This window comes from Flavobacterium pisciphilum, assembly GCF_020905345.1.
In the GTDB taxonomy this organism is placed as follows: Bacteria; Bacteroidota; Bacteroidia; order Flavobacteriales; family Flavobacteriaceae; genus Flavobacterium; species Flavobacterium pisciphilum.
On record NZ_JAJJMO010000001.1, the window covers coordinates 5,134,813 to 5,147,833 of the forward strand.

Below are 13,021 nucleotides of genomic sequence, written 5' to 3' on the forward strand. Positions count from 1 at the left end.
TCTTTAGTATTTGTTTTCGATTGTAGTTATTTTGGCATCTCCCCAAAGACTCTCGATATTGTAATATTCTCGAATGTGCTTTTGAAATACGTGAACAACAATATGCACGTAATCGATAAGAACCCATTCTGCGTTATCGGTTCCTTCAACATGCCAAGGTTTGTCTTTTAGTTCTTTCGATACAGTTTTTTGGATTGAGCCTACTATGGCGTTAACTTGGGTATTCGAATTTCCGTTGCATATGATGAAATAATCGCAAACTGCTGCGTCTATTTCCCTTAAGTCCAAGATACTAATATCATTTCCTTTTACTTCTTCGATTCCTTTGATTATGTTCGCTAACAGAACATCATTATTAACAGTCTTTTTCGCCATGAATTATTTTATATGAGTTTGTAAAGTTACCAATTTTTGTGATTATTTTTGAACCTTAACAAAATATTAAATTAAGTTATATAAATTATTTAGATGAAACTAATCAAACTCGATGCCATAGATTCAACGAATGAGTTCTTAAAATCATTAAGTAGCCAACAAGAACCTGAGAACTTTACTGTTGTTACTGCCGAAAATCAAACAAAAGGGAAAGGACAAATGGGTGCTATTTGGAGCTCTGAAGTGGGTAAGAATTTAATAATGAGTGTGTTGGTTAAGGATTTCTTGCTTAATAATGAAGAGTTTTTTAATCTAAATATTATTATTTCGCTATCTGTAATAAAGGCTTTAGAAGAATTAAATATTCCTGATTTAAGTATTAAGTGGCCTAACGACATTATGTCATACAATAAGAAATTAGGCGGTATTTTGATTGAAAATACGCTCAAAAGTGACGGTACTATCGTGTCAGTTGTTGGTTTAGGATTAAATGTTAACCAAACTAACTTCCAAAACCTGCCAAACGCTTCTTCACTTGCAGTTATTTGTAACACCGAATTTAACAAAGAAGAACTTGTTGTTTTGATTGTTGAGAAAATGAAAGAAAAAATTCTTTTGTGGAATGAACAGTCTGCTGTATTTTGGGATGAATATTTCAACAAATTGTTTAGAAAAGGTGTTCCAATGCCTTTTAAAAGCCTAGATAATCAAAATTTTATGGGAATTATTCAAGGGGTTTCTCCAATAGGGAAATTACAAGTCTTGTTGGAAGATGATTCTGTTTCTGAATTTGAAATTAAAGAAATACAGATGCTTTATTGAGTTTTTAGGGGTACTAAGGTCCTGAGTTTCTGAGGTGCTAAGGGATATAGGGGCAAAGTTGCAAAGAGACAAAGGTTTTCTTTGTAAGGTTCTGAGTTTCTTAGTTGCTAAGGCTCTAAGTTGTCTAGACGCTTAGGTTTCTGTTTATACGTAAAGCATCGCAATATTGTCACACTGACGAAGGAAGGGTCTCATAAAGTAACTCGTCAAAGGACTCAGAGGTTTTTTTGTAAGTTGCTAAGGTTCTGATTTTCTGAGGGGTATAGGGACAAAGTTGCAAAGGGACAAAGGTTCAGAGGTTTTGTTTTTAAGTTGCTAAGGTTCTTAGTTGCTAAGGCTCTAAGTTGTCTAGACGCTTAGGTTTCAGTTTATACGTAAAGCATCACAATATTGTCACACTGACGAAGGAAGGGTCTCATAAAGTAACTCGTCAAAGGATTTAGAAGTTTTCTTTGTAAGGTTCTAAGCTTTTGAGGTACTGAGGTGCTAAGGAGTATAGAGGCAAAGTTGCAAAGGTTCAAAGGTTCAAAGGTTTTGAGCAGATATAAATCTGCTAGACTTGTTTGATCTGCGTGGAAAAGGGAAAATTCTAGTATAAAAAAAGTCCGATTTCACAATCGGACTTTAAATTTTTTATATGTGACAAGCAACAATTATAGTTTTGTCATGTTATTGGCAAGGGTTTCGATAAACTTCCCGATTGGCCCTTTTATCATCATTGCCATCATCGGATTGAATTCTCCTTCAAAGTCCAATTTTACAGCACTAGAAGTGTCTGAAACTGTTTCGATGTTAGATACCAATGTAAATGGTAGTTTGTCGCTTGCAGCACCCAAAACAATTTTGCTTGGAGCTGTTTTTTCTTTCATTTTTAATTTTATTTCTGGCATTCCCTTTAAGCCAAAAATAAATGCATCTTCACCTATTACTTCAAATTTAGCAATGTTGTCTGGCATTAATTTTTCAAAATTTTTCACATCACTCAATAAATCAAATAATTCTTGAGCCGATTTCTGAACAGTAACTTTTGGACTTTCTAAGTTCATATTTATTCGTGTTTTTATTCTGAAAAATCAGAAAATTTATTTTTAAAAATTTAAAAAATTATTCTTGTTTCCAAGCAGCAGGGTTTACGTTCCATTCCTGTAAAGTAATTAAATCTTCTTCTGGAATGTACTTTTTTGCAACAGCAAGGTTTAATAAATTTGAATAGTTACTCAATGTGTATAAGTCGATTTTTGCATCTTTAAAGTTTTTTTCAGCAACATCAAAGCCATAAGTAAATATTGCAGCCATCCCTTTTATGTTAGCTCCAGCATTACGTAAAGCCTCAACAGCAAGTAAGCTACTGTTTCCTGTGCTTATTAAATCTTCAACAACAACAACATTTTGTCCCTTTTGTAAAAAACCTTCAACTTGATTTTGTCTTCCGTGTTTTTTAGGTTCTGGTCTAACATATACAAACGGTAATCCTAAGCTTTCAGCAACAAGAATACCAATACCAATGGCTCCTGTAGCGACTCCAGCGATTACATCTGGCTTACCAAATTGTTTTTCAATGTTCTTAGCAAACTCATCTCTAACATAATTTCTGATGCTTGGAAATGAGAGAATTAGCCTGTTATCACAATAAATAGGTGATTTCCATCCTGAAGCCCATGTAAAAGGATTTCCTGGATTCAATTTAATTGCATTTATTTGCAAAAGCAATTCGGCTGTTTTTTCGGCAGTATCTTTATTAAAAATCATAGTACAAATGTATAAAGTTTTTGTGAACGACAAACCACTTTTTTTGACAAATGAAATCTCCAAAGAGACTAATTTTCAATTGTTCTTGTTGGAAAGTATTGACATAGAGCAAATTATAGTCAAAATGTTCCAAAATAAAATTCAGGCAGCATATTTATATCATCCTGACGAGAAGGAAATTATGAAAACGTTAAAGTCAAAAATTCCTGTGAATAAGGCAGGAGGAGGGCTTGTTTATAATAAAAAAGGTGAGGTGTTATTTATCTTTAGAAATGGAAAATGGGACCTGCCAAAGGGTGGAATAGAAAAAGGTGAAGCGATCGAAGAGACCGCTATGCGTGAGGTAGAAGAGGAAACAGGTGTAGGGAAATTAAGAATTACCAACAAATTGCAAAAGACCTATCACGTTTTTAAACGCAATGGTAAATACAAATTAAAAATTACGCATTGGTTCGAAATGCAATCCGATTTTAAAGGAACTCCTCAAGGACAATTAGAAGAAGGAATCGAAAAAGTTGCTTGGTTAAATCCAGTTCAAATAAAAGAAGCTCTTAAAAATTCTTACGAGAACATTAAATTATTATTCGAAGAAGAAAATAAAATTATTGTGAAAGAGTAGGGAGTGTAAGATGTTTTTTTGTGAAATGTGAGATGGCTTTTGTGAAATGTAAAAGAAAGTTAGTAACTCTAAAAAATATGCACTTAGAATCTTGGCAATGACGTGTCACCATATAAATAATTAAACTTCCACAAAACATGAGAAAAAATATTTTTATACTTTCATTATTGTTAACCTCTTCATTTTGTATTGCTCAAAATTGGTTTCCCCCAACAAATGGTAATGTAGGTATTGGAACAATAGAGCCAGCATTTAAGTTGGATGTTAATGGAGGAGGCCGTTTTAAGATAGATGATGATCAATCTGGTATAGGCGGTTTAACCATAGAAACAAATAATGGAACAAATTTAAAAATAGGAGGGAATACAACTTATAGTTGGATACAATCTCATGCGGCGTTACCTCTTTACATAAATGAGCTTGGTAATAATACAATATTTAATCGTAGAGATGGTAATGTAGGTATTGGAACAACAAATCCCTTAGCAAAACTAGATGTTAATGGAGAAGTAAAAGTTAAAGAAAATTTATTTATTACAGGCGCGTCAGGGGGATATACTACTGGCGATAACCCAATTTTATTTTTTGGGGTAAGTAATGGATTTGCAAGAATAAATATTCCATTTGGAGATAAAATGATTCTATCTTCTTATCATGGATATGCATTTAAGACTAGTTATAATGGTGCAACTCCAATTACAGCATTAACGATTGGTATTACAGGAGATGTAGGTATAGGAGTAACCAATCCAGATGAAAAACTTACTGTAAAAGGAAAAATTCATGCCCAAGAAGTAAGGATTGACTTAGCAGCTCCTATTGTGCCTGATTATGTTTTTGCTAATGATTATAAATTGAGATCATTAGAGGAAGTAGAGGATTATGTAAAAGAGAATCGTCATTTACCTGAAATTCCGTCTGCTGCTGTAATTGAAAAAAATGGATTGATGCTTGCCGAAATGAATATGAGTTTATTGAAAAAGATTGAGGAACTAACTCTTTATGCTATAGAACAGAAGAAAGAATTAAGCACTCAAAAGGAGGAAATAATTCAATTAAAAAAATACAATACAGAATTGGAACTTATTAAAGAGAGATTGTTGAAATTAGAAGGTCATAAATAAGCTATATTTTTACCATATATTTTCACTTTCAAAAAAAGCTTATTTAAATCGCTCGAGAGTTTTGTCGATTAAATTCTCAATTTCTAAAAATTTATACGCCATTTTCAAAACTTCTTCCTGAAAGTGCTCTAAATCTAGTTTTAGCCAGCCTTCCATTAAGGTTAATGGACCGTGATTTACGCTTACATTTTGCCATTTATGAGTGTAATCTTTGAAATCTTCCCTAAAGAGTTCAGCAAATTTTCTGCTTTGTATAGAATGTCCTTTTAGTTTTCTCAATTTTAAAGCATGAATATTATACATTATTTTTTGCTTTTCTATTGTTGAATCATTGATCCAAAGAGAAAAAAAGATTCTTGATTCGGCAGTTAATGGCTCTTGTGGATTGTTTGTCCATGATTTTTTATACAATTTGATAAAAACAGAATCCAAATAAATACCAACTGAAACTTCAATTGATTTTTCACGTAAAAGTTTTTGATCAAGTTGATCTGCTACCTTTTGAAAGTTTTCTAGATAAAAAGAAGTATCCATGTTTTATTTACTATTTAGAGAATAACCCAGTGGTTTAGTTTGCAGTCACGGTGTGCAGTCTCAGTTAGAAATTGCAATAAATCCATTTCTCATTTTACATTTTGCCTTTTATAAATCCACGCTATCAGAGTAAGAATATTTGTTTCCAAATTTAATCATAACACCCAAAATTTAAGCTCTTCATTTTTCCATCTTCCGCTTCTCCAACCAATACAGTTGATTTATCATGTTCAATTTTATCTCTATTTTTAAATAGTTCATCTTTATTTAGCGTTTTACAGTCTTTTGAATAAATGAGTGTATTAGAGTCTACTTTATAAGTTCTTATTTTTGAATTTTTATTTATGATTATCTTTTCATCAACATTTTCATATTTTATTTGAACAAAATCAATATCAATAACTACCTCATCATTAATTTTATATATTCTTTTTAAAAAAGCATTTATTTCCTTTTTGTCTTCTCCAAAGACAATTTTGTCGGATGATTTTAAATCATTTTTTATTTTTTCTGATTCCGTTTTTATGTGTGTTTTCTCAGAGTTTAAATTGTTTTCCTTATTTCCATTGCAGGAAAATATTAAAATTAAAACGAGAAACCATAAAATGTTTTTTTTCATTGCTTTATTTCTATTTGTTCTGGTTAATTTTTCTATTAATTGTATTTTTTTATTTAAATCTATTTGTTTAGCAGGTTTGGTTTTGTCATAATTATAACAGCACCTCTCTCTCCTTGAAAGCCATACAGCATAGTAGCAGTTTGTTTATTCAAAAATGCAATTTGATATAAGTCTTTTTTTTCTAAAGGTATAAAGATTGTATCATTATTAATATCATATTCAAATGGACGACCATCAATTATTACAATTGGAGTTGAAGTTATTTGGTCTAATTTTATTATTTTATGAATCGAATCGGATAAAAAATATTTTTGATTATCAGTGTCTTTAAGCACGAAAGTTTTATTTTTTGAGCAACCAAAAATTGTAATTAAAATAAGTGCTAGTATGAGTTTTTTCATAAAACCTTCTTTCTTAGAGGATATTGGCTATAGCAATAGTGCTATTAGGAACTTTTGCGTAGTCCCTTGCGTTCACGAGTGAGACACTCGGGTTAGTAGTGCTAGCATTGATGAACAAACAAAGCAAAGCTTTGCGAACTTTGTGGTTAAACCTTTTTGCATTTCACAAAATACACTTTACAAAACCCGATAAACTGGATACTGCATATGTGCTTTTTCATAATAAGCAGAATGTTTGTAAACCCAATCCAGTTGTGCTTCTGAATCTTTGGCAAGTTTAGGGTCGTTGAGTTTGGCTTGTTCTAATTCGGCTTTTAATTTTGGATTGTCTTTTAATAGTTTAGCGGCAGTATCTTCAAAAACATATTCTGAGTAGCCTTCTTTTTGCTGTAGAATCGTATCGAAGAAATTCCAGTTAAAGAAGGAATCAACACCTTCTGGTTCTAGTGTTTCTAGTAGGTATTTGATTGCTTTTTGTTGGGTTTTGAATACATAATCTCCTTTGTGAAAAGGCACTTTTGTTATTTGTGAAGTTACTTTGGTGTTTCGGTGTAGATAATGTCCTTCGTAAGCAGAATTTGTTGTTTTAAAATCGGCAATCCTGTAACTTTCAACTTCTATTATAGTATCATTTTTTAGTTGTGTGTAAGCAGCTCCATTGCTTTTGAGTAAATCGATAACATTCCAGTACCCTTTAGGAATAATATAGGCAGTCGGCACTGTGATATCTTTTACTGATTTGAACTCTTTTATATAAGGAATGTCTTTTTTGTATGGTTTTGTTCTGTCATAAAACAAACGGTTACCAGTGGTAGCATCGCTTTTTTTGTGAGTTGCTTCATATCCTAGAAAGTTAAAGGTTGTCATTTTTGTGCTATCAATTTCCCATTTTATGGTATATGTTTTTTTAGGAACGTATTGCGCTTCATTTTTCAAACGCATTTCTTTTATTTTCTTGTAATTAGCATCGGTAAAGTCAATTGTTGTTGTCATGTATTCGTAAGTTGCTTTTACACGGTCGGCATAATTTTTAAGCATATGTGTTTCTACTACAAATCCAATTGTATTAAAAAGAGAGGTGTAACCAGTTGTGTAACGCGGACTATCTGAAAATTGTATAAAACCATTATCTGGTGTTTCCTCAAATGCATTTACATAAGGAGTAGTTTCTAGGTTCTTTTTCTGTAAATCTTTTATCAAGGCAGGCATCATTTCGTTATTGAGGTAATCACCCAAAACAGTACCTAATTTGTTATGTTGTGTCATAATATAGGTTAGTTTGTATTGGTAATCGGAGCCATTACTTACGTGATTGTCGATAAAAACATCTGGATTTGTTTTATGGAATATTTCAACAAAACTTTTGGTATTGCGCGTGTCTGATTTAATTAAATCACGGTTTAGGTCGTAATTTCTAGCGTTTCCGCGAAAACCATATTCCTCAGGTCCATCTTGATTGGCTCTGGTTGTAGAGTTTCGGTTTAATGCGCCGCCAATATTGTAAACTGGAATGGTTACAATAACGGTGTTTTTAGGTGCTTTTATTTTTCCAAGTGCTAGATCTCTAAATAATTGCATTGTTGCATCAATTCCGTCTGGTTCTCCAGCATGGATTCCGTTGTTAAGAAGTATTACAGCTTTGTTTTTTTTGATTGTATTAAAATCAAATTGTTTGTCAGGATTAAAAGTGATTATATGCAATGGATAGCCACTATCTGTAAGTCCCATTTCCTGCATTTTTATAGTCGGAAAATCATGCGCAAGAAGTGTGTAGTATTTTATGGTTTCTTGGTAATTGGCTGATTGATTTCCGTTTCCTTTTTCGAAATAAGTATCGTATTTATTGCCTTTTTGAGCAAAAATAATAAATGAGAAAAGTAAAAATGGAATAGTAAAAAGTCTCATGGTTTGGTTTTTAATAGAAAAATCAAATATAAAGTTTTATTTGTTTCAGGTTTCAAGTTTTAAGTTGAAATGAGAGTAGAGTTACTTTTATATATTTACAGTAAAATATATTAATTTATTTGTTGTAAATTAATGAGGGTTAGTTTTTTAACGGTTTTTGAGATTAAATGCAAAAAGCTTTGCGAATTTTGTTGTAAAAATAACTTGACATTAAAATAAAACTTGTACTTTGAAACTTATAATCGTATAAGCTTTCTCATAAATTATATAACTTTTTTTGTTTTATAATTAAGACTTTTGATATGTTCTAACCATTAAACCCCAAAAAATCATGAGAAATATTAACCAAATTGCTATTGTTTCGAGTGTGCTAATAAGTTTATTAAGCTGCTCTAGTGATAAAGATGTCGATGTAAATCCAGGTACAATAACAAATCCTGTAGAAGGGAATGCTGCCAATACAACTTACAAACCAGCATTTGAAGGACAAACCCGAATTAGCGGTGTGCAGACTAATACACCTTATGAGGGAGTTGTTATTGCTACAACATTAACTAGTCCGTGGGGAATTACAAGTCTTACTGATGGCAGATTATTAATCACCGAAAAAACAGGAACAATGCGTATTGCTACAACAGCTGGAGTTGTAAGTGGCGCAATAACAGGTATTCCTGCCGTTAATTCTGCCGGACAAGGAGGTTTATTAGGACTATGCATTGATCCTGAATTTGCAACTAATCGTATGATTTATTGGGTTTTTGCAGAGGCTACAACTGGCGGAAATAATACAGCGGTAGCCAAAGGAAAATTATCAACTGATGAAAAAACAATCGAAGGCGCAACTGTTATTTACAGAGCCAAACCAGCCAATGCAAGTACACTTCATTATGGTGGACGTATTCTTTTTGATAAAACAGGTTTTCTTGTTGTAAGTACTGGAGAAAGATCTGTACTTGAAACCAGACCTTTAGCGCAATCAGTTGCAACAGGTTTGGGTAAAGTAATTAGAATAACAAAAGAGGGGCAACCCGCAACTGGAAATCCTACTTTTATGCAAGCCGGAGCTTTACCAGAATTATATAGTATTGGTCATAGAAATCCACAGGGTTTAGCACTTAATCCAGTTACTAATGAAATTTGGCTTGCCGAGCACGGACCACGTGGAGGAGATGAAATCAATCGTATAAAAGCAGGTGCAAATTACGGATGGCCAACCATTACATACGGGATAGAATACAGCGGAGAAAAAATTGGAGCGGGAATTCAGCAGCAAGATGGTTTAGAGCAACCGGTTTACTATTGGGATCCAGTGGTTTCACCAAGCGGAATGACTTTTTATACAGGAAATCGTGTTCCAGAATGGCAAAATAATCTTTTCATAGGGGCTTTAAGTGGAATGCATATCGTACGTCTTGCCATAAAAGACAATAAAATTGTTGGCGAAGAAAGACTTTTGGCTTCAGAAAACCAACGTTTTAGAGATGTTACTCAAGGAAAAGACGGGGCATTATACGCTGTTACTGATGGTGGAAGACTTTATAAGATTGACAAAAAATAACAATCAATTTATAAAATATCCTACTTTTAGAAGCCTTCTTAATCACTAAAATAGCATTAAGTTTTTAGTACTGTGAAAAGTCTCCCGACTTCGTATAGTAATTTAAGAACACTTTAAAGAGCGGAGTTTTAATAGAAAATAAAATATGAAGTTTTATTTGTTTCGGGTTTCAAGTTGAAATGAGAGTATAGTTACTTAGATATATTTACAGTAAAACACATTAACTTATTTCTCGCAAATTTGCAATACCGCAAGGAAACTAAACGGTGTATGGCTCTTTGCTCCCAAAAGCTAGCGGGATTGCGATAAAATCTGCACAAAGTTTAACTGCAATTCAACTTGAAACCTGAAACAAATTCCCAATCACAAATGTTTAGCGAGCTCGATAATCCCTTCTTCGATTTGTTGTTCGGTGAGTGAGGCATAGCCTAAACGGAAACCCGATATTGGTTTGTTAAAACTAAATTTTTCGGGAGTCATGATTTCGATGCCTTTTAAAAGAAGTTTATCAGCTATTTCATAGCCATTGACGGGTGAATTTGGGACAATCCAAAATGCCAAACCACCTTCGGGTTTTAGGAATGTGGTTTTATCTTTTAGGTATTTATTACAAATGGTTTCAAAATAATCTCTTTTGGCTTTGTAAATAAGGGTGGTTCGTTTGAGATGTCTTTTTATTTCGCCTTCATTTATAAGTTGTAAAACAGCTTCTTCCATTATATTATCGCCTTGAACATCGATCATTTTGCGATGTCTGGCTACTTTTTCTATCGTTTCGGGATTGCTTACTAAATAGCCAATTCGTAGTGCTGGCGCGACAATTTTGCTTAATGTTCCGATGTAGATTGTGTTTTTTGCATTGCTATAACTTGACAGTGGTAAGATTGGTCTTTGCCCAAAATGGAATTCATTGTCATAATCATCTTCAATAATTATAAAACCATAGGTATTGGATAGTTCTATGAGTTTTAATCTTCTTTTTAGACTCAATGTTACAGTTGTTGGGAATTGATGATGAGGAGTGACGTAAATGGCTTTTATAGTATCATGTTTTTTTAAGTATTCTTCTACCTCATCGACTACTAATCCGTCTTTATCGACTGATACAGGGAGTAATTGTGCTCCTGCATTTTCAAATGTTTCCCAAGCGGGTTTGTATCCAGGGTTTTCTACCAGTATATAATCGCCTTTAGTAAATAAACAATGCGAAGCTAGGTACATTGCCATCTGACTGCCTCGTGTAATGCATATTTCATCTGGAGTAACATTCATTCCTCTTTTAAAATTCAGCATTTGTACAATGGCTTTTCTGAATTCTAAATTGCCCAATTCACTACTGTAGCCCATTATTTGCCAGCGTGATTTTCGATTGAAGATTTGTCTGTAAGCTCTCGCTAACTCATTCATTGGTGCAATTCGGCTATCGGGAATACCATCATCAAAAACTAGAAGAGGATTTATTTCTTTAGTTATTGGTTCTGTTTTTCTTTTGTGGTTTGTTGTTTCAATAACATTCGGTAGAATATCTGCTACAAAAGTTCCTTTTCTCTCCAATGTGATAAGCCAACCTTCAGCAATGAGCACGTCTAGTGCCTCGATTACAGTATTTCTGTTCACTTTGAGTAGTCCAGCTAGTTGCCTGCTTCCGGGTAGTGCATTCCCGCTATTAAGTATTCCAGTTTTGATGGCTTCAATAATAGCATCGGCTATTTGGAGATAAATTGCTTTATCTGAATTATTGTTCAGTTGAATTTCTAATTTCCAAGGTCTTAACATCTGGACTAGGTATTTGTGTTTAAACTGTGCTATATGGGTAGTCCAAAGATAGGGTAATTTTGTAAAGCAATAATGCAGAAAATAAATAATTATAAAATTATGGAAACTAAAAAACAATTTTCATCAAAAGACTTTCACGAAACCTTTGCTAGACCAACTTTTGTGATGCCTGCAAAACTAATTCACAAAAATGTAGAAGATGCAGGAGTGCACAACCAATTCTCTACAGAACGAAAGCACCCTGTTTTCTTTATAGATCTTCCTAGCAAAAACGTAAGTATGACTATTGGTGGTTTATTGCCCGATCAAATGACAAACAGACACAGACATACGTATGAAACTGTATTGTATGTTATTGAGGGACATGGATACACAGAGATTGAAGATACTAGAATAGAGTGGAAGGCTGGCGATGCAGTTTATATTCCGAGTTGGGCTTGGCATAGACATAAGAATTTAAGCAGCGAGGTATCTGCTAAATATATTGCATGCGAAAATGCACCTCAACTTCAAAATTTAGGTGTTGCATTACGAGAAGAAGAAGGAAGAGATCTTTAATTAAACAGAAAAAGAAATGACAAATACTCCATTTAAAGGGGTTATCGCTTATCCGATTACTCCATTTGATAAAAATGAAAAAGTAGATATTAAACTGTACAAAAAATTATTAGAAAGATTAATTGTCTCTGGTTCTCATGGTGTAGCTCCACTAGGAAGTACAGGTGTAATGCCGTATTTAACAGATGATGAGAAAGAAGGGATTACAGAAGCAACAATACAGCAAGTTAATGGTAGAGTTCCTGTTTTGGTTGGCGTATCTAACTTAACAACAGAAAGAACTATTCATCATGCTAAGTTTGCTGAAAAAGCGGGTGCCGATGCGGTTATGATTATTCCTATGAGCTATTGGAAATTGACGGATGATGAGATTATTAAGCATTTTGATGCAGTTGCCAAACACATCTCGATACCGATTATGGCTTATAATAATCCGGCAACTAGTGGTGTAGATATGTCTCCAGCTCTATTGAAAAAAATTCTTGAAATCCCAAATGTAACCATGATTAAGGAAAGTTCTGGTGATGTACAAAGAATGCATTATTTAAAGCGGGAATTGGGCGATGATGTTGCTTTTTATAATGGTTCAAATCCGTTGGCATTGGCAGCATTTTCTGCGGGGGCGACTGGATGGTGTACTGCTGCGCCAAATTTAATTCCGGAACTAAACTTAGGTCTATATAATGCAATTCAGAAAAATGATTTAAAAGAAGCTCAAAAGGTGTTTTATAAGCAATTGAATCTTTTAAAATTGATTGTAAACAAAGGGTTGCCACGAACAATTAAGGCAGGTTTGAAAATTCAGGGAATCGACGCTGGGTTTTTAAGAAGCCCATTAAAACCATTGTCTGAAATCGAAATAGCTGAAATGGAATTGATTTTTAAAGAATTAGAACTATAAGGAGCTAACTATTGAATGTTTTTTAACCGCAAAGGGTACAATTTTTTTTATGTGTGTGATTTTGTAAAATTGCAAAGTTC

General features: G+C 33.3%; 14 protein-coding genes. 6 read left to right on the forward strand and 8 right to left on the reverse strand.

Annotated elements, in window-relative coordinates; all coding sequences use genetic code 11:
* Window positions 1–3: 3 nt before the first annotated feature.
* The gene (gene rsfS / locus LNQ49_RS21885) at window positions 4–375 is read right to left on the reverse strand and encodes a ribosome silencing factor (protein ID WP_129538068.1); all 372 of its coding nucleotides are present in this window, start codon (window positions 373–375) and stop codon (window positions 4–6) included.
* Between the two features lie 93 nt (window positions 376–468).
* On the opposite strand from rsfS, the gene LNQ49_RS21890 reads away from it, so the two are divergent.
* Window positions 469–1,197, forward strand: coding sequence for a biotin--[acetyl-CoA-carboxylase] ligase (locus LNQ49_RS21890; protein WP_229991067.1), 729 nt, complete (start codon window positions 469–471; stop codon window positions 1,195–1,197).
* Window positions 1,198–1,850: 653 nt separating this feature from the next.
* Here LNQ49_RS21890 and LNQ49_RS21895 read toward each other — a convergent pair.
* Both LNQ49_RS21895 and pyrE read right to left on the reverse strand, forming a co-directional pair.
* On the reverse strand, window positions 1,851–2,243 hold the full coding sequence (locus LNQ49_RS21895; RefSeq protein WP_039112984.1) for an SRPBCC family protein: 393 nt from the start codon (window positions 2,241–2,243) through the stop codon (window positions 1,851–1,853).
* 58 nt (window positions 2,244–2,301) lie between these two features.
* Window positions 2,302–2,946, reverse strand: coding sequence for an orotate phosphoribosyltransferase (gene pyrE / locus LNQ49_RS21900; protein ID WP_229991068.1), 645 nt, complete (start codon window positions 2,944–2,946; stop codon window positions 2,302–2,304).
* Window positions 2,947–2,953: 7 nt separating this feature from the next.
* Here pyrE and LNQ49_RS21905 point away from each other — a divergent pair, with 7 nt between their 5' ends.
* Together LNQ49_RS21905 and LNQ49_RS21910 are read left to right on the forward strand one after the other, a co-directional pair.
* The gene (locus tag LNQ49_RS21905) at window positions 2,954–3,565 is read left to right on the forward strand and encodes an NUDIX hydrolase (protein WP_229991069.1); all 612 of its coding nucleotides are present in this window, start codon (window positions 2,954–2,956) and stop codon (window positions 3,563–3,565) included.
* A 137-nt stretch (window positions 3,566–3,702) separates the two neighbouring features.
* The gene (locus LNQ49_RS21910; protein WP_229991070.1) at window positions 3,703–4,689 is read left to right on the forward strand and encodes a tail fiber protein; all 987 of its coding nucleotides are present in this window, start codon (window positions 3,703–3,705) and stop codon (window positions 4,687–4,689) included.
* A gap of 39 nt (window positions 4,690–4,728) precedes the next feature.
* Here LNQ49_RS21910 and LNQ49_RS21915 read toward each other — a convergent pair whose 3' ends face one another.
* The 4 genes from LNQ49_RS21915 to LNQ49_RS21930 all read right to left on the reverse strand — a co-directional run bounded on the left by LNQ49_RS21915 (window position 4,729) and on the right by LNQ49_RS21930 (window position 8,148).
* Complete coding sequence (locus tag LNQ49_RS21915) at window positions 4,729–5,223, reverse strand: hypothetical protein (protein WP_229991071.1); 495 nt, start codon at window positions 5,221–5,223, stop codon at window positions 4,729–4,731.
* Window positions 5,224–5,374: 151 nt separating this feature from the next.
* The gene (locus LNQ49_RS21920; RefSeq protein ID WP_229991072.1) at window positions 5,375–5,842 is read right to left on the reverse strand and encodes a hypothetical protein; all 468 of its coding nucleotides are present in this window, start codon (window positions 5,840–5,842) and stop codon (window positions 5,375–5,377) included.
* A gap of 59 nt (window positions 5,843–5,901) precedes the next feature.
* On the reverse strand, window positions 5,902–6,243 hold the full coding sequence (locus LNQ49_RS21925; protein WP_229991073.1) for a hypothetical protein: 342 nt from the start codon (window positions 6,241–6,243) through the stop codon (window positions 5,902–5,904).
* 177 nt (window positions 6,244–6,420) lie between these two features.
* Complete coding sequence (locus tag LNQ49_RS21930) at window positions 6,421–8,148, reverse strand: M14 family metallopeptidase (RefSeq protein WP_229991074.1); 1,728 nt, start codon at window positions 8,146–8,148, stop codon at window positions 6,421–6,423.
* A 331-nt stretch (window positions 8,149–8,479) separates the two neighbouring features.
* Between LNQ49_RS21930 and LNQ49_RS21935 the strand changes: the two genes are divergently transcribed.
* Complete coding sequence (locus tag LNQ49_RS21935; protein WP_229991075.1) at window positions 8,480–9,706, forward strand: PQQ-dependent sugar dehydrogenase; 1,227 nt, start codon at window positions 8,480–8,482, stop codon at window positions 9,704–9,706.
* Window positions 9,707–10,069: 363 nt separating this feature from the next.
* Here LNQ49_RS21935 and pdxR read toward each other — a convergent pair whose 3' ends face one another.
* Entirely contained in the window at window positions 10,070–11,482 is a 1,413-nt protein-coding gene (gene pdxR / locus LNQ49_RS21940; RefSeq protein ID WP_229991076.1) for a MocR-like pyridoxine biosynthesis transcription factor PdxR, read from the reverse strand.
* Between the two features lie 99 nt (window positions 11,483–11,581).
* Between pdxR and LNQ49_RS21945 the strand changes: the two genes are divergently transcribed.
* Together LNQ49_RS21945 and LNQ49_RS21950 are read left to right on the forward strand one after the other, a co-directional pair.
* Complete coding sequence (locus LNQ49_RS21945; protein ID WP_229991077.1) at window positions 11,582–12,040, forward strand: cupin domain-containing protein; 459 nt, start codon at window positions 11,582–11,584, stop codon at window positions 12,038–12,040.
* Between the two features lie 16 nt (window positions 12,041–12,056).
* A complete protein-coding gene (locus tag LNQ49_RS21950) occupies window positions 12,057–12,941 on the forward strand; it encodes a dihydrodipicolinate synthase family protein (protein WP_229991078.1) in 885 nt (294 codons plus the stop codon).
* Window positions 12,942–13,021 lie beyond the last annotated feature (80 nt).